This window comes from Pseudomonas sp. M2(2023) (genome assembly GCF_030263955.1).
GTDB classification, from domain to species: domain Bacteria; phylum Pseudomonadota; class Gammaproteobacteria; order Pseudomonadales; family Pseudomonadaceae; genus Aquipseudomonas; species Aquipseudomonas asiatica.
The window spans coordinates 592,668-616,500 of the sequence record NZ_CP127114.1 but is presented as its reverse complement, the minus strand read 5'-3'; the positions used below and the strand labels follow the sequence as shown (position 1 = coordinate 616,500).

Annotated in this window: 28 protein-coding genes, 1 pseudogene and 1 riboswitch; of the genes and pseudogenes, 13 read left to right on the top strand and 16 right to left on the bottom strand. The window is 64.8% G+C overall.

Annotation, left to right across the window (positions count from 1 at the left end):
* Nucleotides 1–36: 36 nt before the first annotated feature.
* Nucleotides 37–213, bottom strand: a pseudogene (locus tag QN085_RS02855) (DUF3077 domain-containing protein); the annotation flags it as partial.
* A gap of 547 nt (nt 214–760) precedes the next feature.
* Nucleotides 761–1,966, bottom strand: coding sequence for an RtcB family protein (locus QN085_RS02850; RefSeq protein ID WP_023661454.1), 1,206 nt, complete (start codon nt 1,964–1,966; stop codon nt 761–763).
* A 91-nt stretch (nt 1,967–2,057) separates the two neighbouring features.
* Nucleotides 2,058–2,199, top strand: a riboswitch (FMN riboswitch).
* Nucleotides 2,200–2,279: 80 nt separating this feature from the next.
* Here QN085_RS02850 and ribB point away from each other — a divergent pair.
* From ribB to dxs, 4 genes are all read left to right on the top strand, one after another.
* Nucleotides 2,280–2,930, top strand: coding sequence for a 3,4-dihydroxy-2-butanone-4-phosphate synthase (ribB, locus tag QN085_RS02845; protein ID WP_013970682.1), 651 nt, complete (start codon nt 2,280–2,282; stop codon nt 2,928–2,930).
* Between the two features lie 207 nt (nt 2,931–3,137).
* On the top strand, nt 3,138–3,380 hold the full coding sequence (locus tag QN085_RS02840; RefSeq protein ID WP_003255380.1) for an exodeoxyribonuclease VII small subunit: 243 nt from the start codon (nt 3,138–3,140) through the stop codon (nt 3,378–3,380).
* Nucleotides 3,377–4,264, top strand: a complete 888-nt coding sequence (gene ispA / locus QN085_RS02835; protein WP_013970681.1) for a (2E,6E)-farnesyl diphosphate synthase — start codon at nt 3,377–3,379, stop codon at nt 4,262–4,264. The genes QN085_RS02840 and ispA overlap by 4 nt, the downstream gene beginning before the upstream one ends.
* Nucleotides 4,265–4,452: 188 nt before the next feature.
* Nucleotides 4,453–6,348 carry a 1-deoxy-D-xylulose-5-phosphate synthase gene (gene dxs / locus QN085_RS02830; protein ID WP_013970680.1) on the top strand — a complete coding sequence of 632 codons (1,896 nt, stop codon included), beginning with the start codon at nt 4,453–4,455 and terminating at the stop codon, nt 6,346–6,348.
* Nucleotides 6,349–6,483: 135 nt separating this feature from the next.
* On the opposite strand, the gene QN085_RS02825 is transcribed toward dxs, so the two are convergent.
* From QN085_RS02825 to nrdR, 12 genes are all read right to left on the bottom strand, one after another.
* The gene (locus QN085_RS02825) at nt 6,484–7,296 is read right to left on the bottom strand and encodes a cobalamin-binding protein (RefSeq protein ID WP_041506281.1); all 813 of its coding nucleotides are present in this window, start codon (nt 7,294–7,296) and stop codon (nt 6,484–6,486) included.
* A complete protein-coding gene (locus QN085_RS02820; RefSeq protein ID WP_023661956.1) occupies nt 7,296–7,715 on the bottom strand; it encodes a hypothetical protein in 420 nt (139 codons plus the stop codon). Before QN085_RS02820 ends, QN085_RS02825 begins: the two co-directional genes overlap by 1 nt.
* Nucleotides 7,712–8,329 (bottom strand): GTP cyclohydrolase II, encoded by a 618-nt coding sequence (gene ribA, locus QN085_RS02815; RefSeq protein ID WP_003260612.1) that lies wholly within the window; start codon nt 8,327–8,329, stop codon nt 7,712–7,714. The genes QN085_RS02820 and ribA overlap by 4 nt, the downstream gene beginning before the upstream one ends.
* A gap of 263 nt (nt 8,330–8,592) precedes the next feature.
* Nucleotides 8,593–9,336, bottom strand: coding sequence for a substrate-binding periplasmic protein (locus tag QN085_RS02810; RefSeq protein ID WP_023661957.1), 744 nt, complete (start codon nt 9,334–9,336; stop codon nt 8,593–8,595).
* Nucleotides 9,337–9,352: 16 nt separating this feature from the next.
* A complete protein-coding gene (locus QN085_RS02805; protein WP_004376077.1) occupies nt 9,353–9,856 on the bottom strand; it encodes a phosphatidylglycerophosphatase A family protein in 504 nt (167 codons plus the stop codon).
* Entirely contained in the window at nt 9,853–10,821 is a 969-nt protein-coding gene (gene thiL, locus QN085_RS02800) for a thiamine-phosphate kinase (RefSeq protein WP_015268776.1), read from the bottom strand. Before thiL ends, QN085_RS02805 begins: the two co-directional genes overlap by 4 nt.
* Nucleotides 10,822–10,839: 18 nt before the next feature.
* On the bottom strand, nt 10,840–11,340 hold the full coding sequence (gene nusB, locus QN085_RS02795) for a transcription antitermination factor NusB (protein WP_013970674.1): 501 nt from the start codon (nt 11,338–11,340) through the stop codon (nt 10,840–10,842).
* The gene (ribH, locus tag QN085_RS02790; protein ID WP_003255395.1) at nt 11,337–11,813 is read right to left on the bottom strand and encodes a 6,7-dimethyl-8-ribityllumazine synthase; all 477 of its coding nucleotides are present in this window, start codon (nt 11,811–11,813) and stop codon (nt 11,337–11,339) included. The genes nusB and ribH overlap by 4 nt, the downstream gene beginning before the upstream one ends.
* Nucleotides 11,814–11,905: 92 nt before the next feature.
* The gene (ribBA, locus tag QN085_RS02785; RefSeq protein WP_003259341.1) at nt 11,906–12,997 is read right to left on the bottom strand and encodes a bifunctional 3,4-dihydroxy-2-butanone-4-phosphate synthase/GTP cyclohydrolase II; all 1,092 of its coding nucleotides are present in this window, start codon (nt 12,995–12,997) and stop codon (nt 11,906–11,908) included.
* Nucleotides 12,998–13,015: 18 nt separating this feature from the next.
* Nucleotides 13,016–13,681, bottom strand: coding sequence for a riboflavin synthase (locus QN085_RS02780; protein WP_003255399.1), 666 nt, complete (start codon nt 13,679–13,681; stop codon nt 13,016–13,018).
* 42 nt (nt 13,682–13,723) lie between these two features.
* On the bottom strand, nt 13,724–14,854 hold the full coding sequence (gene ribD, locus QN085_RS02775; protein ID WP_041506282.1) for a bifunctional diaminohydroxyphosphoribosylaminopyrimidine deaminase/5-amino-6-(5-phosphoribosylamino)uracil reductase RibD: 1,131 nt from the start codon (nt 14,852–14,854) through the stop codon (nt 13,724–13,726).
* Between the two features lie 2 nt (nt 14,855–14,856).
* The gene (gene nrdR, locus QN085_RS02770) at nt 14,857–15,321 is read right to left on the bottom strand and encodes a transcriptional regulator NrdR (RefSeq protein WP_003255402.1); all 465 of its coding nucleotides are present in this window, start codon (nt 15,319–15,321) and stop codon (nt 14,857–14,859) included.
* Between the two features lie 106 nt (nt 15,322–15,427).
* Here nrdR and QN085_RS02765 point away from each other — a divergent pair, with 106 nt between their 5' ends.
* From QN085_RS02765 to trxA, 3 genes are read left to right on the top strand one after another with little or no spacing between them, the layout of a single operon-like run.
* Nucleotides 15,428–15,880, top strand: a complete 453-nt coding sequence (locus QN085_RS02765; RefSeq protein ID WP_024086181.1) for a YbaY family lipoprotein — start codon at nt 15,428–15,430, stop codon at nt 15,878–15,880.
* Nucleotides 15,881–16,552, top strand: coding sequence for a class I SAM-dependent methyltransferase (locus tag QN085_RS02760; protein ID WP_023663080.1), 672 nt, complete (start codon nt 15,881–15,883; stop codon nt 16,550–16,552).
* Nucleotides 16,553–16,583: 31 nt separating this feature from the next.
* Complete coding sequence (gene trxA, locus QN085_RS02755; protein ID WP_013970670.1) at nt 16,584–17,456, top strand: thioredoxin; 873 nt, start codon at nt 16,584–16,586, stop codon at nt 17,454–17,456.
* A gap of 76 nt (nt 17,457–17,532) precedes the next feature.
* Here the strand turns inward: trxA and QN085_RS02750 are convergent, their stop codons facing one another.
* Nucleotides 17,533–17,877, bottom strand: a complete 345-nt coding sequence (locus tag QN085_RS02750) for a hypothetical protein (RefSeq protein WP_023663079.1) — start codon at nt 17,875–17,877, stop codon at nt 17,533–17,535.
* 130 nt (nt 17,878–18,007) lie between these two features.
* Between QN085_RS02750 and QN085_RS02745 the strand changes: the two genes are divergently transcribed.
* The 5 genes from QN085_RS02745 (at nt 18,008) to QN085_RS02725 (ending at nt 21,994) form a co-directional block, all read left to right on the top strand.
* Nucleotides 18,008–18,580 carry a DUF2796 domain-containing protein gene (locus QN085_RS02745; protein ID WP_013970668.1) on the top strand — a complete coding sequence of 191 codons (573 nt, stop codon included), beginning with the start codon at nt 18,008–18,010 and terminating at the stop codon, nt 18,578–18,580.
* Nucleotides 18,581–19,291: an ABC transporter ATP-binding protein gene (locus tag QN085_RS02740; protein WP_041506283.1), complete on the top strand. Its 711-nt coding sequence runs from the start codon at nt 18,581–18,583 to the stop codon at nt 19,289–19,291. It abuts the gene before it with no gap.
* On the top strand, nt 19,291–20,556 hold the full coding sequence (locus QN085_RS02735; RefSeq protein WP_023662663.1) for an ABC transporter permease: 1,266 nt from the start codon (nt 19,291–19,293) through the stop codon (nt 20,554–20,556). The genes QN085_RS02740 and QN085_RS02735 overlap by 1 nt, the downstream gene beginning before the upstream one ends.
* Nucleotides 20,557–20,706: 150 nt before the next feature.
* Nucleotides 20,707–21,201, top strand: a complete 495-nt coding sequence (locus QN085_RS02730; protein WP_041506284.1) for a DUF3299 domain-containing protein — start codon at nt 20,707–20,709, stop codon at nt 21,199–21,201.
* Nucleotides 21,202–21,310: 109 nt separating this feature from the next.
* Nucleotides 21,311–21,994 carry an OmpW/AlkL family protein gene (locus QN085_RS02725; protein WP_013970664.1) on the top strand — a complete coding sequence of 228 codons (684 nt, stop codon included), beginning with the start codon at nt 21,311–21,313 and terminating at the stop codon, nt 21,992–21,994.
* Here QN085_RS02725 and QN085_RS02720 read toward each other — a convergent pair.
* Complete coding sequence (locus QN085_RS02720; protein WP_038408604.1) at nt 21,982–23,187, bottom strand: MFS transporter; 1,206 nt, start codon at nt 23,185–23,187, stop codon at nt 21,982–21,984. The two genes, QN085_RS02725 and QN085_RS02720, sit on opposite strands and share 13 nt — an antisense overlap.
* 102 nt (nt 23,188–23,289) lie before the next feature.
* Between QN085_RS02720 and QN085_RS02715 the strand changes: the two genes are divergently transcribed.
* The gene (locus QN085_RS02715) at nt 23,290–23,733 is read left to right on the top strand and encodes a winged helix-turn-helix transcriptional regulator (RefSeq protein ID WP_013970662.1); all 444 of its coding nucleotides are present in this window, start codon (nt 23,290–23,292) and stop codon (nt 23,731–23,733) included.
* Nucleotides 23,734–23,833 lie beyond the last annotated feature (100 nt).

The following is a 23,833-nucleotide window of genomic DNA, read 5'->3' as shown; positions in this document are numbered from 1 at the left end:
GGCGAACGCTCATCACTGTCCCATGCCCAGCTCGGCATCATCCATCAGGCCGGTGATGGTCAGTTCTCGGACATAGCCCATCAACTCTGAGGACTGCTCGCGGGCGTCTCTGCACAGAATGCCGGGCTCGATGCGAAACAGTGGGTGGGTGCCATGTTCGCCTTGGTAGAACGTGGTCTTGCCGACAGTGAATTGGGTGTCTTCTGTGGTCATTTTTGAATCCCCTGAGAATTCTCGACTGCCTGGACGGGCCCTTTCGCGGGTAAACCCGCTCCTACATGGACCACCGATCGTTGTAGGAGCGGGTTTACCCGCGAAAAGGCCGACCCAGACAACACATCACTCAAGCCTCAGTGCAAAGTCCGAGGCTGAGCGGGCAGCAGCATGGCCTGATGCACAACGGTCGCCGCGCACAGCGCGTAGTCCGTGGCCCGGATCAGGGTGTCTTCAAGGGAATGAATATCGTGGGGTGGATCGGGGACAATCTTAAGCATGGTGAGGTTCTCAGTTGATTGGCTAGAACCGCCACTCATTACTTGCAGTGTGATGGGTGGCGGCCACGTACAGGTCTGCAAGACCGGCAGAGAACGAAACCGGCAGGTTCGAAAACCTCCCGTACGCAGCCACCCTCAAGCGCGCGCAATGGCATGCCATTGGGGCGCCAGGAAGCTATTTCAGAAATGGCCTACGCGCAACGGAAAAAATCTGATTATCAGAAGTCATACCGCGGCTCGAATGAAGGGATATCTCGGTAAACCCGTCAGCCCTTCACACACACCACCTGCCGCAAGGTGTGCACCACCTCCACCAAGTCCTGCTGCGCGCGCATCACCGCATCGATGTCCTTGTAGGCCATGGGGATCTCGTCGATCACCTCCTTGTCCTTGCGGCATTCCACATGCGCCGTGGCCCGCCGCTGGTCTTCCACGGTGAAGCGGCTCTTGGCCTTGGTCCGGCTCATCACCCGGCCGGCACCATGGCTGCAGGAACAGAACGATTCCTCGTTGCCCAGCCCTCGCACGATGAAGCTCTTGGCCCCCATCGAGCCGGGAATGATGCCCAACTGCCCTTTCTGCGCCGACACCGCCCCCTTGCGCGTCACCAGCACCTCTCGGCCAAAATGCTGCTCGCGCTGCACATAGTTATGGTGGCAGTTCACCGCTTCCAGGCTGGCCTCGAACGGTTTGCCGAGCGCCTTGCGAGCCGCACCGACCACCGCCAGCATCATCAGCTCGCGGTTCTGCCTGGCGTAGTCCTGCGCCCACTCCACCGCTTCAACGTAGTCGGCGAAATGGCGGCTGCCTTCCTCGAAATACGCCAGGTCCTTGTCCGGCAAATTGGCCAGGTGCTGGCGCATGTCGGCCTGGGCCAGTTCGATGAACAGGTTGCCGATGGCATTGCCCACGCCCCGGGAGCCGCTGTGCAGCATGAACCAGACGCGGTCGGCCTCGTCCAGGCACACCTCGATGAAGTGGTTGCCGCCGCCCAGCGTCCCCAGGTGATGGCGGTTATTGGTCTTCTCCAGGCGCGGGTACTTGTCGGTGATGGCCTTGAAGCGCCCGGCCAACGGCCCCCAGGCCTTGTCCGCCTTGGCCGGCACATCGGCCCAGGCGCCCTGGTCACGTTTGCCGAAGGTCTTGCCATGCGGCACGGCGTGCTCGATGGCATTGCGCAGGCCATGCAGGTTGTCCGGCAAGTCACGGGCGTGCAGCGACGTGCGCGCGGCGATCATTCCGCAGCCGATATCCACACCCACCGCGGCGGGAATGATCGCGCCAACCGTGGGGATCACACTGCCGATGGTCGAGCCTTTGCCCAGATGCACGTCCGGCATCACAGCCAGGTGCTTGAAGATGAACGGCATCCTGGCCGTGTTGAGCAGTTGCTTGCGGGCGTCGTCTTCCACCGGTACGCCGTCGGTCCACAACTTGACCGGCTTGCCGCCGGCGACCTGGAGAATGTCCATGGGGTTGTTCCTCGAATGCATAGCCGAATGATACCGCCAAAGGTCGTAGAGCCGTGGGTTGCCAGCGAGATGGCAATGTGCTGTATGCTTGGCGGGTCTTCAGGGCGGGGTGAAAGTCCCCACCGGCGGTAAATCGAAAGATGAGCCCGCGAGCGCCCCGGCCATGTCGGGGGTCAGCAGATCTGGTGAGACTCCAGAGCCGACGGTCATAGTCCGGATGAAAGAAGGCGTCAGGCAGGGGCCATCCGGGCGTCCCTGCGCGCGCATTTTGTTCGCCCCGAGACGTTCATCGATCATTCACGAGGAGCGTTTCATGTCCACCAAGCACCACCCGCAATTCCCCAATGTCAGCGCCGCCATCGCCGCCTTCCGGGCCGGGCGCCCTGTGCTGCTGCTCGACGACGACGACCGCGAGGACGAAGCGGACATCATCGCCGCCGCCGAGAACATCTCGCTGCAGACCATGGCCATGATGATTCGCGATTGCAGCGGCATCGTCTGCCTGTGCCTGGACGAGGCCACCGTCGACGAACTGCAACTGGCACCCATGGTGCAGAACAACCAGGCACGCCATGGCACCGGCTTCACCGTCACCATCGAGGCGGCGGAAGGCATCACCACCGGGGTGTCCGCCCAGGACCGCATCACCACCATTGGCGCGGCATTGCGCTCTACTGCGGACCAGCGCCATATCGTCAGCCCGGGGCATGTATTCCCGCTGCGCGCCCGCAATGGTGGGGTGCTGACCCGCCGTGGCCACACCGAAGGCTCGGTGGACCTGGCACGCCTGGCCGGGTTGCGCCCGGCGGCAGTGCTGTGCGAACTGATGAACCCCGATGGCACGATGGCCCGTGGCGAGCAGGTGGCGGTGTATGCGCGGCAATACAATCTGCCGGTGCTGACCATCGAGGAACTGGCGCGGTACCGTGAGGCCATGCTGGAGCTGGAAGCAGAGCCAGCCTGATCCACCGCACGGGGCCGCTTTGCGGCCCATTCGCGGGTAAACCCGCTCCCACAGGGACCGCGCAGACTCGGAACCGGTGCAGTACCTGTGGGAGCGGGTTTACCCGCGAAGAGGCCGGCAAGTGCAACCTCAGGCTGCCGGAAGTTTGCTCCCCCCGCCCCGCTCTGCTAGTGTCGCGCCGTTCTGAATGCCACCGAGACAGTCGCCATGGCCCGCAAAAAAGCCTCCCTCGATTTCGAGCAATCCCTCGCAGACCTGCAAGCACTGGTCGAGCGCCTGGAGAACGGCGAGTTGTCGCTGGAAGAGTCGCTGGCCGCCTTCGAGCAAGGCATCGCCCTGACCCGCGATTGCCAGGGTGCCCTGGCCCAGGCCGAACAGAAGGTGCAGATCCTGCTGGAACGCGATGGCGAACTGGCGGCCCAGCCCTTCGACGCGGAGCCGGAAGCATGATCGGCACCTACCAGGCCAGCTGCCAGGCGCGAGTCGATGCCGCCCTCGAACCGTTGTTCGTCGCCCCGACCAAGGAACTCGAACGCCTTTACGCCGCCATGCGCTACAGCGTGATGAACGGTGGCAAACGCGTTCGTCCGCTGCTGGCTTACGCGGCCTGCGAAGCATTGGGCGCCCCGGCCGAACAGGCCAACGGCGCAGCCTGTGCGGTGGAACTGATCCACGCGTACTCGCTGGTGCATGACGACCTGCCGGCCATGGATGACGACGACCTGCGCCGCGGCCAGCCGACCACCCACAAAGCCTTCGATGAAGCCTGCGCGATCCTCGCCGGCGACGGTTTGCAGAGTCTGGCCTTCAGCGCCTTGCTCGACCCGCGTCTGAGCCCGCAGGATGACAACATTCGCCTGGCCATGGTCCAGGCCCTGGCCAAGGCTGCCGGCCCGGCAGGCATGGTCGGTGGCCAGGCCATCGACCTGGGCTCGGTTGGCCTGAAGCTGGACCAGCAGGCGCTGGAGTTCATGCACCGGCACAAGACCGGCGCGCTGATCGAAGCCAGCGTGCGCCTCGGCGCCCTGGCCAGCGCCCGCGCCGAACAGGCGCAACTGGATGCCTTGCAGACCTATGCACAGGCGATCGGCCTGGCGTTCCAGGTGCAGGACGACATCCTTGACGTGGAAAGCGACACTGCGACCCTGGGCAAACGCCAGGGGGCCGATATCGCCCGTGACAAGCCGACCTACCCGGCGCTGCTGGGCCTGGAAGCGGCCAAGGCCTATGCGATCGAACTGCGCGACCAGGCGCTGGTCGCACTGCAAGGGTTTGGCGAAAAGGCCGAACCGCTGCGGGCGTTGGCGCGTTACATCGTCGAACGCCGCAACTGATTTGACTGGGGCCGCTGTGCGGCCCTTCGCGGGCAAGCCCGCTCCTACAGGACAGCGCTGCACCTGTGGGAGCGGGCTTGCCCGCGAAGGGCTGCACAGCAGCCCCATGCGACACCCGTCTGAATGGGCAGTATTTCCTACAATGGGGTAAACTGCCGCGTCTTCACACACCTATAACGACTCGCCTGATGCCCACGACGTTTCAAGAGATCCCCCGCGAACGCCCGGTCACGCCGTTGCTCGACCGCGCTGACACGCCTGCCGGCCTGCGCCGGCTGGCCGAAGCCGACCTGGAGACCCTGGCCGACGAACTGCGCCAGGAACTGCTCTACACCGTGGGTCAGACCGGTGGGCATTTTGGTGCCGGCCTGGGCGTCATCGAGCTGACCATCGCCCTGCACTATGTCTTCGACACCCCCGACGACCGGCTGGTGTGGGACGTGGGGCACCAGGCCTACCCGCACAAGATCCTCACCGGGCGCCGTAACCGCATGCTCAGCCTGCGCCAGAAGGGCGGCATCGCCGCCTTCCCGCGCCGCAGCGAGAGCGAGTACGACACCTTCGGCGTCGGCCACTCCAGCACCTCGATCAGCGCCGCACTGGGCATGGCCATTGCCGCCCGCCTGCAGAACAGCGACCGCAAGTCGATCGCGGTGATCGGTGACGGCGCGCTGACCGCCGGCATGGCCTTCGAGGCGTTGAACCACGCCCAGGAAGTCAACGCCGACATGCTGGTGATCCTCAACGACAACGACATGTCGATTTCGCGCAATGTCGGCGGCCTGTCCAACTACCTGGCCAAGATCCTCTCCAGCCGCACCTACGCGAGCATGCGCGAAGGCAGCAAGAAAGTGCTGTCGCGCCTGCCAGGCGCCTGGGAAATCGCCCGCCGCACCGAGGAGTACGCCAAGGGCATGCTGGTGCCGGGCACGCTGTTCGAAGAACTGGGCTGGAACTACATCGGCCCGATCGACGGCCACGACCTGCCGACCATGATCGCCACCCTGCGGAATATGCGTGACCTCAAGGGCCCGCAGTTCCTGCACGTGGTGACCAAGAAGGGCAAGGGCTTCGCCCCGGCCGAGATCGACCCTATCGGCTACCACGCCATCACCAAGCTGGAGCCGGCCGACAAACCCGCCGCACCGAAGAAAGCCAGCGGCCCAAAATACTCCGCGGTGTTCGGCCAGTGGCTGTGCGACATGGCTGCCGCCGACAACCGCCTGGTGGGCATCACCCCGGCGATGAAGGAAGGCTCCGACCTGGTCGAGTTCAGCGAACGCTACCCGGAGCGTTACTTCGACGTGGCGATTGCCGAGCAACATGCCGTGACCCTGGCGGCCGGCATGGCCTGCGAGGGCAGCAAGCCGGTGGTGGCGATCTACTCCACCTTCCTGCAGCGCGCCTACGACCAGCTGATTCACGACGTGGCGGTACAGAATCTTGACGTGCTGTTCGCCATCGACCGCGCCGGCCTGGTCGGCGAAGACGGCCCGACCCACGCGGGCAGCTACGACCTGTCGTACCTGCGCTGCATCCCGGGCATGCTGGTGATGACCCCAAGCGACGAAAACGAACTGCGCAAGATGCTCAGCACCGGCCACCTGTACAACGGCCCGGCGGCTGTGCGCTACCCGCGTGGCACCGGCCCGAACGCGCCGATCAGCGGTGACCTGGAGCCGCTGGAAATCGGCAAGGGCGTGGTCCGTCGCCAGGGCGAGAAAGTCGCTTTGCTGGTGTTCGGCGTGCAACTGGCCGAGGCCATGCAGGTGGCCGAGCAGATCAACGCTACCGTTGTGGACATGCGTTTCGTCAAACCGCTGGACGAGGCGCTGGTGCTGGAGCTGGCTGCAAGCCATGAGCTGCTGGTAACCATCGAAGAAAACGCCATCATGGGCGGTGCCGGTGCGGCTGTGGGTGAGTTCCTGGCCAGCCAGGCGATCGTGAAACCGCTGCTGCACCTTGGGTTGCCGGACATCTATGTCGAGCATGCCAAGCCGGCGCAGATGCTGGCTGAGTGCGGGCTGGATGCGGCTGGGATCGAGGCTTCGGTGACGGCTCGGATGGCCAGGCTCGGGTTGTAATCCCTTGGGGGCCGCTTTGCGGCCCTTTCGCGACACAAGGCCGCTCCCACAAAGGTCGTGCAAGCCACCAAGCCTTGCGCAGTCCCTGTGGGAGCGGCCTTGCGTCGCGATCGAGGGCGCAGCCCTCGCAAAAGCTTACTTGGACGCCGGCGCGTTAGCCTCGAGCAACGCACACAAACGCGCCGTAGCTTCGATCATCTGCCCACTAGGCCGCTCCAGGCCCTTGTCTGGCACCACCAGTAAACGATCATCGGCAACTGCACGCAGTTGTGGCCAGGCCTTCCAACCCGCCAGCTGCGCCTGATCACCCGCCAGAATGACCTGCGGGTTGCGCAGCAGCACAGACTCCACATTTACCTGCGGCGCCGCCTGGGTGAGATCGGCGAAGACATTACGCGCGCCGCAAACGGCCAGGGCATCGCTGACCACCTGCCGGCCACCGAGCGTATACAGCGGTCGGTCCCAGACCTGGTAGAACACCTGCAAGGGCTCGTCCCGTCGATACTGCTGGCGCAGCTGCCGCAGTCGGTCACGCAGGGCCTGGGCATACCGATGGCCCTGTTCGGCACGGCCGATTCGTTCGGCGATGGCTTCGATCTGCTCGATCAGCTGGTCGATATCATGGGGTTCTGCGCTGTACGTTGCGATACCCAGGCGCTTGAGCTGGTCGCGTTGGGCCGGCGGCACGCTGCCCGGCCACAGCAGCAGCAGGTCGGGGCGCAGGCTGAGCAGGCGTTCGAGGTCCAGTTGCCCCTGGCGCCCCACCGAGGGCAACTCGCGCAGCGCCGCCGGCCGTTCGCCACCGTCGAGCACACCGACCAGCAGGTCATCGGCCTGCAGTTCGAGCATGATCTCGCTCATCGACGGGGCCAGGCTGACCACCCGCAGGGGTTCGGCGGCCAGTGCGGAACAGGCGAACAGTACCAGCAGGCCGGGCAGCAGGCGCATCAGCCGAGCTGGCGTGGAATGCGATAGAGGTACAGCACCACTGCGGTGGACAACGCCAGCAGGATCTGCGGCACTGCCTCGAGGCCGACCAGCACCGATAAGGCGGCGACCCAGGCCGGCAAGCAGGCATACAGCATGGCCACGCGCCGCACCCGCGCCAGCTCGATCCAGGCGGCGGGCTCTTCTCCAGTGCCGAGCACCTTGGAAGTGGCGATGAGGGCGCGCTTGTAGGCACCGAAGCGCGGCAGGCTGAGGAACATGGTCGCCGCGCCGGCAATGAACAGTGGCATGGCCAGCACCGAGGCCAGCGCATCACCGCCACCGAAGGCCCAGGCCATCACTGGCAGCGGCACCAGGCCCACCGCCAGGTATTGCCACCAGGCCAGCGCCAGGCGCCGCTTGACCTCGGCGCGGGTCACGCCTGAGGCACCTCGCCCTGGTGCTCGTTACCCAGCATGTGCCCCAGCTTGCCGGCCTTGGTTGCCAGGTAGTAGCGGTTGTGCGGGTTGTGCCCGGTGTGCAGCGGTACGCGCTCGGCGACGACGATGTTCATGTCGGTCAGGGCTTTGACCTTGCGCGGGTTGTTGGTCATCAGGCGCAACGACTTCACGCCCAGGTGCTCCAGCATCGGCAGGCACATGGCGTAGTCGCGCTGGTCGGCGGCGAAGCCCAGGCGCTCGTTGGCCTCGACGGTATCGGCGCCACCGTCCTGCAACTCATAAGCGCGAATCTTGTTCAGCAGGCCGATGCCACGGCCTTCCTGGCGCAGGTACAGCAGCACGCCACGGCCTTCACGGGCGATGGCCTGCAGCGCGGCTTCCAGCTGCGAGCCGCAGTCGCAGCGCTGGCTGAACAGGGCATCGCCGGTCAGGCACTCGGAGTGCAGGCGCCCCAGCACCGGCTGGCCGTCCGCGATGTCACCCAGGCTGAGCACCACGTGCTCACGGCCAGTGGCTTCGTCGAGGAAGCCATGCATGGTGAAGGTCGCGAAGGGAGTCGGGAGTTTAGAGGCGGCAACAAAGACGACGGGCACGTTGTGCTCCTGGAATAAGTTTAAATTTCTCGTGGGCCGATTGTATCAGCAGGTTGGGGGATGTGGGCTGGCTGAATATCGTGGGGTAAGATCGAAAAGTTCGATGCTTATTAGGCCATCGATCAACCCTGCCCCCTACGCGGGCTTCTGTGGGAGCGGGTTTACCCGCGAAGAAGGTAACGCGGTGCCTGGCACCGGCTTCGCCGGTGTTCGCGGGTAAACCCGCTCCCACAGGGACCGCACAGGCCTTGGTGCTCTGCGTCTCAATGCGGTTTGCTATCCGGGCTGAACGGATACGGCTGCTGCCAGTGCTCGAAGATCGGCTTCAGCTCACCACTGCGCACCAGCTCGGCCATGCGCTTGTCGAACAGATCGCGCAGGGCCCTGGCCTGGTCGCTGCGGGCAAAGGCCAGGTACAGCGGCAGTTCGGCCACATGGGTGCGGCGGAAGCGCTCGGGCTGAGAGGTCTGGCCGAGCACGTAGTCGATCTCGGTCAGCGCATCGATGTAGAAGTCCACGCGGTCATGCTCGAGCATCGGCAGGATACCTTCGCGGCGCTGGACTTCGCGGAAGTCATGCACATCGGGCAGATAGCTACCGAAGTCGTAGCCACGCACCCAGGCCAAGCGGTAGCGGCCTATGGTCTGCCGAGTAGGCACTGGCTTGCTGACCAACCCTAGCGCGTAGATGTGGTCCATGTCGAAGTGCCAGCGCGGGTACAGGTTGTCGTCGTTCTCTTCCTTGTACGAGCCTACCCAGGCGTCAGCCTCGCCACGCTTCACCAACCCGACCGCGCGGCTGTAGGGCGCGCTCTGGGTCACTACCTTGACCCCGGCCGGCTCGAACACCTTGCGGAGCACGTCCCAGGCTACCCCGGTACCGTCGGCGTTGGTGTAGTCGAGCCACTCTTCGCTGACCAGGTGGATCTGTTTCGGCACACCCTCGGCAGCCGCCGCCCACGGGGCAAGGCTCAGCAGCATTGCCAGCAGCACGGTCCTCATGGCCATTCACACGCTCCCTGTATCAGGCAACCGCCCAAACCAGAACCTGCATCCCCAGCCAGGCAAACACGCCAGCCAGGATATCGTCGAGCATGATGCCAACACCCCCATGCACATGGCGGTCGACCCAGCGGATCGGCCACGGCTTGAGAATGTCGAAGAAGCGGAACATCAGGAACCCCGCCAGCAGCCACTGCCAGCCTTCCGGCACCAGCCAGAGGGTTATCCACATGCCGACGATCTCGTCCCAGACAATGCCTTCATGGTCGTGCACGCGCAAGTCATTGGCGACCTTACCGCATAGCCAGAAGCCGAACAGCATGCTCACGCCCAGCAACAGCCAGTAGCCCCAGTCGGGCAGCATCTGCCACAGCGGGATGAACGGTATGGCCACCAGCGAGCCCCAGGTGCCCGGCGCCTTTGGCAAGGTGCCAGAACCGAAACCGAAGGCGATGAAGTGCCACGGGTTGCGCCAGACCGAAGGCGGAACAAACTCCGCAGGCACCTGGTTGGGGTGATCGGTCACGGTGTCTCCCTAAAATGTTGATAGCCGCGTTGCCGCGGGGTGATGTCCTGGCCCTGCCGGTCGCGCAGGCTCACACCCTGCCCTTCGAGCACCCGCCCGATGACGTGGAATGCCGCCAGGCCTTGTGCCTGCAGGGATGAAAGCTCGGCTGGCGGCAAGGTGAACGCCAGCACGTAGTCATCGCCACCGGTCAGCGCCGCGTGTACGGCCGCCTCGGCGCCGAGCAAGCCCTGCAGGGCGGATGACACCGGCACCTGCTCCAGGTTCACTTCGAGCGCCACGCGGGAGCCCTTGGCGATATGCCCGCAGTCGGCCAGCAGGCCGTCGGAAATATCCAGTGCCGAAGTTGCACGCCCGCGCAGCAACTGGCCCAGGGCGAACTGCGGCGACGGCGACCAGTAATGGTCGAGCAACGGTTGCGCCAGCGCGGCATCGGCCTGGCGCTGGCCCAGCACCAGCGGCAAAGCCCCTGCCGCGTTACCCAACTCGCCCCCGACGCAAAGCAGGTCGCCCGGGCGAGCGCCATCACGGCGCAACGCCTGCCCCACCGGAACCCGGCCGAACACGGTCATGGTGATACTCAGGGGGCCGCGAGTGGTGTCGCCACCGATAAGGCTTAGCTGGCAGTGGCCGGCCATGCGGTTGAGGCCGCTGGCGTAGGCTTGCAGCCAGTCGGCGCTGACCTCGGGCAAGGTCAGGGCAAGGGTGAAGCCGATGGGGGTGGCGCCCATGGCAGCCAGGTCGCTGGCCGCCACGGCCAGCGAGCGCTGGCCGAGCAACCAAGGGTCGCACAGAGCCGGAAAATGCACCCCGGCAACCAGGGTGTCGGTGGACACCGCCAGTTGCTCGCCGGCAGGAAGGCCCAGCAAGGCGCAGTCGTCACCAATGCCAAGAGCCACGCCTTCACCGCCTTGCGCACAGGGCGCGGCGGCGAAGTAATGGCTGATCAGCTCGAACTCACCCATGGTCCGCAAGCGCCAGGATCAGCGCTTGTTCGCCTTGACTTCTGCTTCGCGCAGGTTCGGGGCCAGCTTGTCCAGCACACCGTTGACGAACTTGTGGCCATCGGTGGCACCGAAGACCTTGGCCAGCTCGACACCTTCGTTGATCACCACGCGGTACGGTACGTCGACGCGTTTGATGAACTCCCAGGTAGACAGACGCAGCACGGCCAGCTCGACCGGGTCGAGCTCTTCCAGCGCCAGGTCCAGGCATGGCTTCAGGGCGCTGTCGATTTCGCTCTTGATCGCCGGGACCCCATGCAGGATCTCGCGGAAATAAGCGCCGTCGACATCGGAGAAATCGTTATCGACCCGGAACTGCGCTTCGATCTCGTTCAGCGAATGCTGCGCCATGTGCCACTGGTACAGTGCCTGGGTCGCGAGCTTGCGGGCTTCGCGGCGCTTGGCACTCTTCGATGGCTTGCCGGCATCCGCAGGTTTTGGATCGCGCGGGTTGAAACGATCGCTTTCGTCGCTAATCACTTGGCCTCCAACTGCGCCAGCAGGCTGACCATTTCCAGAGCGGACAGGGCAGCTTCAGCACCTTTGTTGCCGGCCTTGGTGCCGGAACGCTCGATGGCCTGCTCGATGGAGTCGACGGTCAGTACGCCGAAGGCCACCGGAACACCGAACTCCATGGACACCTGGGCCAGGCCCTTGGTGCATTCGCCCGCCACGTATTCGAAGTGCGGGGTACCACCACGGATCACGGCGCCCAGGGCGATGATCGCGTCGTAGGCGCCTTGCTGGGCGACCTTCTGTGCCACCAGCGGGATTTCGAATGCACCCGGGGCACGGATGATGGTGATGTCGCTTTCGCTGACACCGTGGCGTACCAGGGCATCAACGGCACCGCTTACCAGGCTTTCGACGACGAAGCTGTTGAAGCGGCCAACCACCAAAGCATAGCGACCTTTGGGGGCGATGAAGGTACCTTCGATGGTCTTCAGGGTCATTCCGATATTCTCATCTTCAAGAGCGAGGCCGCATGCTGGCGGCCTCGACAGGGGTATGGACTCGAGCTGGAGGGCGTCACTGCCGCCTCAAGTCACTCGGAGGGCACGTATTCTACAACTTCCAGATCGAATCCGGATATCGCGTTGAACTTCATCGGCGAACTCATCAGGCGCATCTTGCGCACACCGAGGTCGCGCAGGATCTGCGAACCTGCACCCACGGTGCTGTAGGTGGTCGGTGCCTTGACTGGTGCATCGCCAGCGCTTTCGCGGATGTGCGCCAGCAACACGTCGCCGTCCAGCGGGTGCCCCAGCAGCAATACCACGCCGCTGCCGGCCTCGGCCACGGCAGCCATGGCGGCGCGCAGGCTCCAGCGGCCCGGTTGCTTGACCAGCAGCAGGTCGCGCAGCGGGTCCATGTTGTGTACGCGGACCAGGGTCGGCTCTTCGGCGCAGATCTTGCCCAGGGTCAAGGCCATGTGCACGTCGCCTTCCACCGCGTCGCGGTAGGTGACCAGGTTGAACTCACCCAGCTCGCTCTCGACCGGTTGCTCGGAGACGCGCTGCACGGTGCGCTCGTGGATCATGCGGTAGTGGATCAGGTCGGCGATGGTGCCGATCTTCAGGCCGTGCTCGGCGGCAAACACTTCCAGCTCGGCGCGCCGCGACATGGTGCCGTCGTCGTTCATCACTTCGCAGATCACGCCGCTCGGTTCGAAACCGGCCATGCGCGCCAGGTCGCACGCGGCCTCGGTGTGGCCGGCACGGGCCAGGGTACCGCCAGGCTGGGCCATCAGCGGGAAGATGTGGCCAGGGCTGACGATATCTTCGGCCTTGGCGTCCTTGGCGGCCGCCGCCTGCACGGTGCGTGCGCGGTCAGCGGCGGAGATGCCGGTGGTGACACCTTCGGCGGCTTCGATCGACACGGTGAACTTGGTGCCGAAGCCCGAGCCGTTGCGCGGCGCCATCAGCGGCAGCTTCAGCGTTTCGCAACGCTCGCGGGTCATCGGCATACAGATCAGGCCACGGGCGTGCTTGGCCATGAAATTGATATGCTCGGGCAGGCAGCACTCGGCTGCCATGATGATGTCGCCTTCGTTTTCGCGATCTTCGTCATCCATGAGGATGACCATTTTGCCCTGGCGGATGTCTTCGACCAGTTCTTCGATGCTGTTGAGCGCCACGCGGCACCCCCTTCTCAATCAGGATTTCAAGAAGCCGTTGGCGGCCAGGAAGCTTTCGGTAATGCCACTGCCCTTGCTCGGTTCGGCGGCCTTGTCACCCAGCAGCAGACGCTCCAGGTAACGGGCCAGCAGGTCGACCTCAAGGTTTACCCGACGCCCTGCACGGTAGTCGGCCATGATGGTTTCGGACAGGGTGTGCGGGACAATGGTCAGCTCGAACTCGGCGCCATTGACCTCGTTGACCGTCAGGCTGGTGCCGTCGACGGTGATCGAACCCTTGTGGGCGATGTACTTGGCCAGCTCCTTCGGTGCACGCACGCGGAACTGGATGGCGCGGGCGTTATCGCTGCGCGAGATGATTTCGCCGACCCCGTCGACGTGGCCGCTGACCAGGTGCCCGCCCAGCCGGGTCGTGGGAGTCAGGGCTTTTTCCAGGTTGACCTTGCTGCCGCTCTTGAGGTCGATGAAGGCGGTGCGCTTGAGGGTTTCGACGCTGACGTCGGCCCAGAAGCCGTCGCCCGGCAGTTCGACGGCGGTCAAGCACACGCCGTTGACGGCGATGCTGTCGCCGAGCTTGACGTCACCCAGGTCGAGCTTGCCGGTTTCGACGTATACGCGCACGTCGCCACCCTTGGGGGTCAGGCTGCGGATGGTGCCGATGGATTCGATGATGCCGGTGAACATGGGGTCTTCCTCAAAAACGTTTTGCGCAGGGCAAGCCAGGCATTATACGCGGGGTGCCGGCAGGGGGATGGCCGTGACCCGCCAGTCATCGCCCACTGCGCGCATTTCAGTAATTTTCAGCCGCGGCGCTTCGCTCATCTTGTCCAGTGGCCAGTCCAACAGCGGACGAGCCTGGGAACCAAGGAAAGTGCCGGCGACGAACAGTTGGTACTCGTCGATCAGGCCTTGCCGGGCGAAGGCGCCGACCAGGCCGGCACCGGCTTCCAGCAGGACTTCGTTGATGCTGCGGGCCGCCAGGGCCTGCAGCAACGCCGACAGGTCTACCTGGCCATTGTCACCCGGCAAGCTGAGCAGTTCGTGGCCGGCAGCGGCATAGCGCGGGTCATCTGCGACAGCGGTCACCACCAGCACCGGGCCAGCCTGGAAAAACGGTGCATCCAGCGGCAGGCGCAGGCGGCCATCGATCAGCACGCGCAACGGTGTGCGGCTGAGTGCCAGGGCGGCGGTTTCGGCATCCAGGCCCAGCTCGGCGCCGCGCACGGTCATCCGCGCGTTGTCGGCCAACACGCTGGTGGCGCTGGTCAGTACCACGCTGGAGCGGGCGCGCAGGCGCTGCACCGCCGAACGGGCGGCCGGGCCGGTGATCCACTGGCTTTCGCCACTGGCCATGGCGGTGCGGCCATCCAGGCTCATGGCCAGCTTGGCGCGAACGAACGGCAGGCCATGTTCCATGCGTTTGAGGAAACCGGGGTTGAGTGCGCGGGCCTCGGCCTCGAGCACGCCGCTGGCCACTTCGATACCGGCCTCGGCCAGGCGCCGCAGGCCCTGCCCCGCCACTTGCGGGTTGGGGTCCTGCATGGCGGCTACCACCCGTGCCACGCCTGCCTTGACCAGCGCTTCGGCGCACGGCGGCGTGCGGCCGTGATGGCTGCACGGCTCGAGGGTGACATAGGCACAGGCGCCACGGGCACGCTCACCGGCCTGGCGCAGCGCATGCACTTCGGCATGCGGCTCGCCGGCGCGTACATGCCAGCCTTCGCCGACCACCTCGCCATCGCGCACGATCACGCAGCCTACGCGCGGGTTCGGGTGGGTGGTGTACAGGCCCTTGCGCGCCAGCTCCAGCGCGCGGGCCATGTAGTGGGCGTCGAGGATGGCAGCTTGGCTGGGCATGATCACTCTTTAGCCGGCTCGCGAGCCAGGCGGTCGATTTCTTCGCGGAACTCGTCGAGGTCCTGGAAGCGCCGGTAAACCGAGGCAAAACGGATATAGGCCACTTCGTCGAGCTTGCGCAGCTCGGCCATGACCATTTCACCCACCACCAGCGATTTGACTTCACGCTCGCCGGTGGCACGCAGGCGGCTCTTGATATGCGCCAGCGCAGCTTCCAGACGCTCGACGCTGACCGGGCGCTTTTCCAGTGCCCGTTGCATGCCGGCGCGCAGTTTTTCTTCGTCGAAGGGTTGGCGCGTGCCGTCCTGCTTGATCAGCCGGGGCAGCACCAGCTCCGCGGTTTCGAAGGTGGTGAAGCGCTCGCCGCAGGCGACGCATTCGCGGCGGCGGCGCACCTGCTCGCCCTCGGCGACGAGGCGAGAGTCGATGACCTTGGTGTCGTTGGCACCGCAAAAGGGACAGTGCATGGTGGCAGGCAACAAAAAAAGGGAGGGCCATGGTAGCGCATCCCACTGGCAAGACAAGCCAAAGGGGTTAACATCCATGGGAAATCTGCCCGTGAAGGACTACCCCATGCACTACCGAGCGCTCGTCGTGCTGTGCTGCGCCGCCCTGCTCGCCGCCTGCGGCAGCGACAGGCCGAAGCCCGACACCCCTCCGGCACCCACGCCAGCCCGCACGGCCAAGCCGGCCGCAGTACTGGGCCCGCTGCCGGCCTACCAGCGCGAGCTAAGCGGCACCTTGCTGGAAATCCCCGCCGGTGCCGACGTGGAGCTGGCCTTGCTGGTCATCGACGAACGCGACCGCCCACAACGCTTGCTGGCCAGCAGCAACCTGACTGGCACCGGCCAGGCCCTGCCCTACCAACTGCGCTTCAACCCCGAGGCCTTCCCCGCCGGTGCCCGGGTCGAGCTGCGCGGCCGCGCCAGCAGCTCTGGCCAGCTGATCATGCACCTGCCGCCGGTGCGCATTACCCAGGCCCAGACCCAGGCCATCGGCCCGCTGCGTTTCGAGAAGGCGCCGTAAGTGGCGCCAGTCTCCCTACAACAGCCCCTGCAACAGGCCCTCAGCAGCCTGATCGGCGAAGCGCGTCTTGTCGTCAGCGAGCTGCCCGGCTGCGACCTCAAGCTGTGGCTGATCGACGACCAGAACATGGACCGCGCCTTCAGCAGCGAAGAGACCCGGCGCATTCTTGAAGAACCGCCCTACTGGAGCTTCTGCTGGGCCAGCGGCCTGGCCATGGCCCGTTACCTGGCCGAGCACCCGGAATGGGTAGCCGGCAAGCGCGTGCTGGACTTTGGCGCCGGCTCCGGTATCGCCGGTATTGCCGCCGCCCGCGCCGGTGCGCTGGAAGTGGTGGCCTGCGACCTCGACCCGCTGGCACTCGATGCCTGCCGCGCAAATGCCGCGCTGAACGGGGTGGAACTGGGTTACAGCAGCAATTTCTTCGCCGAGGACGATCGCTTCGATCTGATCCTGGTTGCCGACGTGCTGTACGACCGCGCCAACCTGCCGCTGCTGGATGCCTTCCTCGGCCGCGGGCGCCAGGCGCTGGTGGCCGACTCGCGTGTACGCGACTTCAGCCACCCGTTGTATCAACAACTGGGCGTGCTGGAAGCGCTCACCCTGCCAGACCTGGCCGAGCCGCACGAATTCCGCCGGGTCAGCCTGTACCACGCCAGCCGCGACACTTTATAGTGGTGTTATCCACGAGTTTGCGAGAGTCGCGATGACCCAAGACACGCCATACATTTTCGACGCTACCGATGCCACCTTCCAGCAACTGGTTATCGAGAACTCCTTCCACAAACCGGTGCTGGTGGATTTCTGGGCCGAGTGGTGCGCGCCGTGCAAGGCACTGATGCCACTGCTGGCGAAGATCACCGAGGGCTACCAGGGCGAGTTGCTGCTGGCCAAGATCAACTGTGACGTGGAGCAACAGGTAGTTGCCCAGTTCGGCATCCGCAGCCTGCCGACCGTGGTGCTGTTCAAGGACGGCCAGCCGGTGGACGGTTTTGCCGGTGCGCAGCCGGAATCGGCGATCCGCGCGATGCTCGAGCCGCACGTGCAACTGCCTGCCGCGCCTACCGCCTCGCCGCTGGAGCAGGCCAAGGGACTTTTTGCCGAAAGCCGTTTTGCCGAGGCCGAAGCACTGTTGCAGGCACTGCTGGGTGAGGACAACAGCAATGCCGAGGCACTGATTCTGTATGCCCGTTGCCTGGCCGAGCGCGGGGAGCTGGGTGAAGCCCAGGTGGTGCTGGATGCGGTCAAGACTGACGAGCACAAAGCTGCACTGGCCGGCGCCAAGGCACAACTGACCTTCCTGCGCCAGGCCGCCAGTCTGCCGGAAGTGGCTGACCTGAAAAGCCGCCTGGCGCAGAACCCGCAGGATGATGAAGCGGCTTATCAGCTGAGCGTGCAGCAGCTGGCGCGCCAGCAATATGAAGCGGCGCTGGAAGGGTTGCTGAAGCTGTTCCAGCGTAACCGTGGTTATGAGAACGGGCTGCCGCAGAAGGCGTTGCTGCAGGTGTTCGAGCTGCTGGGCGGTGATCACCCGCTGGTCGGCGTGTATCGTCGCAAGTTATCGGCGGCGATGTTCTGACCCTAGGCCTATTGCGAGGGCTTTGCCCTCGTTCGCGGGCATGCCCGCGAACGAGGCCAGCACAGGCAATACAGATTTATCCCACCCAGTGATACACCGGCGCGTCCACGCCACTTTCCACCTTGACTTCACGGCTATGCCGCAAGCGCACCAGCAGCCGTTTACCCGCCGCCGTACTCCCAGCCAGCCCTTCCAGCCGATCCAGCAATTCCGGCCCGCTCATCTGCCCTGCCAGGCGCAACACCTCACGTGCCGCAGTCCATTGCCCGTCATCCTGACGAGTTGTCGCCACGGTTTCCGCTGTTGCGGTCTGTGCCACCGCAGGCAATTCGATCCGCCGCCCCAGTTGCGCCCACTCTTCAGGCGCCAGCTCGATGGTCAGATCCACAGGCCAGTCACCAATCTGTCCACGAATTCTCATGCTGCATTCCCTGAACCCAAGTCAATGCCACCATCCTACCCCAACATGAAACCTGCGCCACGCAGGCTGGCAGCACACGGAAAAGTTGTTATAACATAACCCGATCTTCCCGCCCGCTCCGGAGTCGTCCATGCGTCGCCTGTTGCTCGCCTTGCCCTTCGCCCTGCTGCCCCTGGCCGTGGCCCAAGCCCACGATGATGACCATGATCACGACCACGGCACCCTCGGCGCCCACGAGCATGGCGTGGCCAAGCTCAATGCCGTGCTCGATGGCAACACCCTGGAGCTGGAGCTGGACAGCCCGGCAATGAACCTGGTCGGCTTCGAACACGCCGCCAACAGCGACGCCGACAAGGCCAAGGTCGCGGCGGTGCGCCAGCAGCTGGAGCAGCCACTGAAGCTGTTCGGCCTGCCCGCCGCTGCCGGTTGCAAGGAAGACCAGCAGGAACTGGAAAGCCCGCTGTTCGGTGATGCCCCGAAAGCCGACGACGATGGTGACGACCACGAGCACAGCCACCAGCACAGCGACATCGGCGCCCATTACCAGCTGACTTGCGCCGACCCCGACAAACTGGCGCAGGTGGACCTCGCTCCGCTGTTCAAGGCGTTCCCGGCTACCCAGAAAATCACCGTTCAACTGATCGGCCCCAATGGCCAGAAAGGCGCGGAAGCCACGCCAGCCAAGGCTGCGGTCGCGTTCTGAATGCGCCAGCCGTTGATCGAACTGCATGACCTGGTGTTTGCCTGGCCCGGCCAGCCGGCGCTGCTGGATATTCCGGCATTCCGCCTGGAGGCTGGCGAAGCCCTGTTTCTCAAGGGCCCCAGTGGCAGTGGCAAGACCACATTGCTGGGCCTGCTGGGCGGGGTGAACGTACCAGGCCAGGGCCGCATCCAGTTGCTCGGCCAGGACCTCGGGCGCCTGGGCCAAGGCGCCCGTGACCGCTTCCGGGTCGACCACACCGGTTATATCTTCCAGCAGTTCAACCTGCTGCCGTTCCTCTCGGTACGCGAAAATGTCGAGCTGCCCTGCCGCTTCTCGCGCAGCCGCAAGGCCCGCGCCGAGCAACGCCATGGCAGTGTCAACCAGGCAGCCAGCACCTTGCTGGCCCACCTGGGCCTGGACGACCCCGCCCTGCTCGCCCGCCGCGCCGACAGCCTGTCGATAGGCCAGCAGCAACGGGTCGCTGCCGCCCGCGCACTGATCGGCCAACCCGAACTGGTGATCGCCGACGAACCGACCTCGGCGCTGGATGCCGACACCCGCGAAGCGTTCATCCGCCTGCTGTTCGATGAATGCCGCGCCGCCGGTGCCAGCCTGCTGTTCGTCAGCCACGACCAGAGCCTGGCGCCGCTGTTCGACCGCCACCTGTCGCTGGCCGAACTCAACCGCGCCGCCAAGTCCCGGGAGGCCTGATGTACCTGCTCCGCCTTGCCTTGGCCAGCCTGGCCAACCGCCGCTTCACCGCATTACTCACCGCCTTCGCCATCGCCCTGTCGGTGTGCCTGCTGCTGGCCGTGGAGCGGGTCCGTACCGAGGCCCGGGCCAGCTTCGCCAGCACCATAAGCGGTACCGACCTGATCGTCGGCGCCCGCTCCGGCTCGGTGAACCTGCTGTTGTACTCGGTGTTCCGCATCGGCAACGCCACCAACAACATCCGTTGGGACAGCTATGAGCACTACGCCAAGGACCCGCGGGTGGAATGGGCCATCCCTATCTCGCTGGGCGACTCGCACCGTGGTTATCGAGTGATGGGCACTACCGGTGATTACTTCAGCCATTACCAGTACGGCCGCCGCCAGCACCTGGAATTGAGCCATGGCCGCGCGTTTGCCGATGATCCGTTCGAGGTGGTGCTGGGTGCCGAAGTGGCCGAGGCATTGCACTACAAGCTGGGCGACAAGCTGGTGCTTGCCCACGGCGTGGCCGCGATCAGCCTGGTCAAGCACGACGACAAGCCGTTCACCGTAGTCGGAGTGCTCAAGCGCACCGGCACACCGGTCGACCGCACGCTGCATATCAGCCTGGGCGGCATGGAAGCCATCCACATCGACTGGCACAACGGTGTGCCGGCCCGTGGCGCCGGGCGTATCAGCGCCGAGCAGGCACGGACCATGGACCTGCAGCCTGCCGCCATCACTGCGTTCATGCTCGGCCTGAACAGCAAGATCGCGACATTCAGCCTGCAGCGGGAGATCAATGAATACCGCAGCGAGCCGTTGCTGGCGATCCTGCCCGGGGTAGCCCTGCAGGAGCTGTGGAGCCTGATGGGCACCGCGGAGCAGGCGTTGTTCGTGGTGTCGCTGTTCGTGGTGCTGACCGGCCTGATCGGCATGCTTACGGCGATTCTCACCAGCCTCAATGAACGCCGCAGGGAGATGGCGATATTGCGCTCGGTTGGTGCCAGGCCGTGGCATATCGCAGGGCTGCTGGTGCTGGAGGCACTGTCGCTGGCGGCGGTAGGGATCGCTGCAGGGCTTGGCTTGCTGTATGCGGGAATCGCCCTGGCACAAGGGTATGTGCAGGCCAACTATGGTTTGTACTTGCCGCTGGCCATGCCGAGTGCTCATGAATGGACGTTGCTGGCTATCATCCTGGGAGCTGCGCTGTTGATGGGCAGCGTACCGGCGTGGCGGGCCTATCGGCAGTCGCTGGCCGACGGCTTGTCCATTCACCTCTGAGGGCGTGCAATGATCCAATACCTCACTGCCTTCTTCGCGGGTGAACCCGCTCCCACAAGGTCCACCACAAGCTTCAAAGCCTATGCAGGACCTGTGGGAGCGGGTTCACCCGCGAAGAGGCCAGTACAGGCAGTACAACTACTACTGGTCATGCTGCTTTCGCTGGCATCGCCCACCTGGGCCTCGGAACCCCGCGAACTTGACTGGCCCGCCCTCATCCCCGAAGGCGCCCCGGTCATCCCGCCCCAACTCGCGCCGTTGCACGACATGTCGCAGCTCAGCAACGCCCTGTCCGCCGAGTCCGCCCCGCCGGCGCGCCAGCAGGCCCCCGATGCACCAGTGGTAAAAATCCTCGACGGCCAGCAGATCAAACTGCCCGGCTACATCGTACCGCTGGAGGTGAGCGAAGAAGGCCGCACCACCGAATTCCTGCTGGTCCCCTACTACGGCGCGTGCATCCACGTGCCACCGCCACCGTCGAACCAGATTGTGCACATCTTCAGTGAAATGGGCGTTCGCATTGAAGACCTCTACCAGCCCTACTGGATCGAGGGAAAGCTTCAGGTTAGAGCCTCCAGCAGCGAACTGGCCGATGCCGGCTACCAGATGGAAGCCGAGAAAATATACGCTTATGAGCTGAGATGAGAACTATTTCGAATTTGTGGCGATGCTTCGTTGAGCTGGGTCAAACTTTCCGTTCAGACGCATCCGTACCATTGGACTACTCGATTACTCACGTCCTCTGGGAGCTTCCATGAACAAGTCCTTGCTCAGCGCCGCCCTCGCGGCCCTGGCGCTCGCTACCCCTGTTGCCAACGCCCACCAGGCAGGCGATGTCATCGTCCGTGCCGGCGCGATCACCACCGCGCCCAACGAGAGCAGCGGCGACCTGAAATTCGACGGCAACAAAGTCTCGGGCACCAAGGCAACCCTGGACAGCGACACCCAGCTGGGCCTGACCTTCGCCTATATGCTCACCGACCATGTCGGCCTGGAGCTGCTGGCGGCCACCCCGTTCAAGCATACCGTTGGCGTCAAGGGCCTGGGCGGCGGCCTGGACGGCAAGCTGGCCGACATCAAGCAGCTGCCACCGACCCTGTCGCTGCAGTACTACCCGATGGAACCGACCTCCAAGTTCCAGCCGTACGCTGGTGTCGGCATCAACTACACCCTGTTCTTCGATGAAGACCTCAGCAGCGCCCGCAAGCAGCAAGGCTTCAGCAACCTGAAGCTGCAGGACTCGGTCGGTTTCGCCGGCCAGCTGGGCATGGACTACATGATCACCGACAACCTGCTGGTCAACGCCGCGGTCTGGTACGTCGACATCGACACCAAGGCCAGCGTCGACGGCCCGTCCGCACTGGGCTACAGCAAGACCAAAGTCGACGTCGATGTCGACCCATGGGTGTACATGGTCGGCCTTGGCTACAAGTTCTGACCTGAACACTGCAGGGCGGCTTCGGCCGCCCTCGCGCGTTGCAGCCATAACCAGTACCCCAGCGCGACCGCGCTGATGCCCATCCCGAGCCCACACACCGCTGCCCAACCCCAATGGGCATACACCCAGCTCGCCAGCACTGCCCCCACTCCACTGCCAAGCGAATAGCAGCACATGTAGGCGCCGATCAAACGGCTGGCCATTGCGCCACGCCCAGCCAGCAGCAGGCTCTGGTTGGTGACATGCACCGCCTGCACGGCAAAGTCCAGCATCAGCACGCCCAACCCGAAGGCCATCAGTGAATGCCCGACGAAGGCCGTGAGCAGCCATGACAGCACCAGCAGAATCAGCGCTACCCCAGTGGTGCGCTCACCCAGCCCCTGGTCGGCCAGGCGACCGGCGCGCGCTGCCGCCAATGTGCCGGCAACACCCGCCAGGCCGAATAGACCGATCGCGGTATGGCTCAGCTCCAGTGGCTCGGCACTCAGGGGCATGACCATGGCACTCCAGAGCACGCTGAACGCAGCGAAGATCAACACGCCGAACAACCCGCGCTGGCGCAGCAGCCGGTCGTGCCGGTACAGCCTGAACTGGGCAACGATCAGCGCCCGGTAGCCAGACCGCAGCGACACCGGTTGCCCCACGGGCAGGCTGCGCCACAGCACCAGGGCCAGCAGCATCAACAACCCTGCGGTAAACAGGTACACGCTGCGCCAGCCAGCCAGGTCGGCAAGCCCGCCCGAGACCAGCCGCGCCAGCAGAATGCCCAGCACTATGCCGCTGGTGACGGTGCCCACGGCCTGCCCTTGCTGGCCGGGGGCGGCAAGGCTCGCAGCATGCGCCACCATCACTTGCACCATGACCGCCATCAGCCCGGTGATAGCCAGGGCCAGCAGCAATAGCGCCCAGTTGGGCGCCATGCCTACCCCAACCAGCGCCAGGGCCGAGAACAGCAACTGCCCGAGCAGCAGGCGCTTGCGGTCGATCAGGTCACCCAACGGCACGATCAGCAACAACCCCAGGGCGTAGCCCGCCTGGGTCGCGCCAACTACCCAACCGATCTGCTGCTGCGCCACGCCAAGGTCAGCGGCCATCGACTCGAGCAGAGGCTGGGCGAAATACACTGTCGCCACAGCCATGGCGCTGGTAATGGCCAGCAGCAGGGTTATCCAGCGTGTCAGTGCAGGGTTCATCGGGCTGGTCTCGTCAATCTGGTTTCGAATTGAAACCACATACTGGCTATTTAGCAAATGTGGTTTTAATCTGCAACCAGATGATCACGAAAGGCCCCGTCCATGCTCGATGAAAACAATGCGCAATGCCCCGTAGCCCGGGCGCTGGAGGTACTGGGAGACCGCTGGGCGCTGATGATCCTGCGCGACGCATTCGATGGGCTGCGGCGCTTCAGTGAATTCCAGAAGAACCTGGGGCTGGCGAAGAACATCCTCGCCTCACGGCTGAAGTGGCTGGTGGAGAGTGGGCTGCTGACGCTGCAGCCGGCGTCGGATGGCAGTGCCTACAAGGAGTATGTGCTGACCGAGAAAGGGCGATCGGTGTTCCCGGTGGTGGTTGGCTTGAGGCAGTGGGGGGAGCGGTTTCTGTTCGAGGCGGGCGAGGTGCGTTCGGAGTTGGTGGATAGTGATACGGGGCAGGCGCTGGAAACACTGCAGGTGCGGGCCCGGGATGGGCGGGTGCTGGCGGCAGGGGATTGCCTGCGAAAAGTGGTGCGGCATGAGTGATTCTGGGGCTGCTGCGCAGCCCATCGCGACACAAGGCCGCTCCTACAGCGATCGCGCCAGGCCGAGGTTGCGCGGTAGCTGTAGGAGCGGCCTTGTGTCG

What these genes read in the sequence shown, in the direction of transcription:
- QN085_RS02850 (WP_023661454.1), bottom strand. Translation starts at nt 1,966, where the DNA reads ATGGACATTCTCCAGGTCGCCGGCGGCAAGCCGGTCAAGTTGTGGACC.
- ribB (WP_013970682.1), top strand. Translation starts at nt 2,280, where the DNA reads ATGTCCACCAAGCACCACCCGCAATTCCCCAATGTCAGCGCCGCCATC.
- QN085_RS02840 (WP_003255380.1), top strand. Translation starts at nt 3,138, where the DNA reads ATGGCCCGCAAAAAAGCCTCCCTCGATTTCGAGCAATCCCTCGCAGAC.
- ispA (WP_013970681.1), top strand. Translation starts at nt 3,377, where the DNA reads ATGATCGGCACCTACCAGGCCAGCTGCCAGGCGCGAGTCGATGCCGCC.
- dxs (WP_013970680.1), top strand. Translation starts at nt 4,453, where the DNA reads ATGCCCACGACGTTTCAAGAGATCCCCCGCGAACGCCCGGTCACGCCG.
- QN085_RS02825 (WP_041506281.1), bottom strand. Translation starts at nt 7,296, where the DNA reads ATGCGCCTGCTGCCCGGCCTGCTGGTACTGTTCGCCTGTTCCGCACTG.
- QN085_RS02810 (WP_023661957.1), bottom strand. Translation starts at nt 9,336, where the DNA reads ATGGCCATGAGGACCGTGCTGCTGGCAATGCTGCTGAGCCTTGCCCCG.
- thiL (WP_015268776.1), bottom strand. Translation starts at nt 10,821, where the DNA reads ATGGGTGAGTTCGAGCTGATCAGCCATTACTTCGCCGCCGCGCCCTGT.
- ribH (WP_003255395.1), bottom strand. Translation starts at nt 11,813, where the DNA reads ATGACCCTGAAGACCATCGAAGGTACCTTCATCGCCCCCAAAGGTCGC.
- QN085_RS02780 (WP_003255399.1), bottom strand. Translation starts at nt 13,681, where the DNA reads ATGTTCACCGGCATCATCGAATCCATCGGCACCATCCGCAGCCTGACC.
- ribD (WP_041506282.1), bottom strand. Translation starts at nt 14,854, where the DNA reads ATGCCCAGCCAAGCTGCCATCCTCGACGCCCACTACATGGCCCGCGCG.
- nrdR (WP_003255402.1), bottom strand. Translation starts at nt 15,321, where the DNA reads ATGCACTGTCCCTTTTGCGGTGCCAACGACACCAAGGTCATCGACTCT.
- QN085_RS02765 (WP_024086181.1), top strand. Translation starts at nt 15,428, where the DNA reads ATGCACTACCGAGCGCTCGTCGTGCTGTGCTGCGCCGCCCTGCTCGCC.
- trxA (WP_013970670.1), top strand. Translation starts at nt 16,584, where the DNA reads ATGACCCAAGACACGCCATACATTTTCGACGCTACCGATGCCACCTTC.
- QN085_RS02750 (WP_023663079.1), bottom strand. Translation starts at nt 17,877, where the DNA reads ATGAGAATTCGTGGACAGATTGGTGACTGGCCTGTGGATCTGACCATC.
- QN085_RS02745 (WP_013970668.1), top strand. Translation starts at nt 18,008, where the DNA reads ATGCGTCGCCTGTTGCTCGCCTTGCCCTTCGCCCTGCTGCCCCTGGCC.
- QN085_RS02740 (WP_041506283.1), top strand. Translation starts at nt 18,581, where the DNA reads ATGCGCCAGCCGTTGATCGAACTGCATGACCTGGTGTTTGCCTGGCCC.
- QN085_RS02735 (WP_023662663.1), top strand. Translation starts at nt 19,291, where the DNA reads ATGTACCTGCTCCGCCTTGCCTTGGCCAGCCTGGCCAACCGCCGCTTC.
- QN085_RS02730 (WP_041506284.1), top strand. Translation starts at nt 20,707, where the DNA reads ATGCTGCTTTCGCTGGCATCGCCCACCTGGGCCTCGGAACCCCGCGAA.
- QN085_RS02725 (WP_013970664.1), top strand. Translation starts at nt 21,311, where the DNA reads ATGAACAAGTCCTTGCTCAGCGCCGCCCTCGCGGCCCTGGCGCTCGCT.
- QN085_RS02720 (WP_038408604.1), bottom strand. Translation starts at nt 23,187, where the DNA reads ATGAACCCTGCACTGACACGCTGGATAACCCTGCTGCTGGCCATTACC.
- QN085_RS02715 (WP_013970662.1), top strand. Translation starts at nt 23,290, where the DNA reads ATGCTCGATGAAAACAATGCGCAATGCCCCGTAGCCCGGGCGCTGGAG.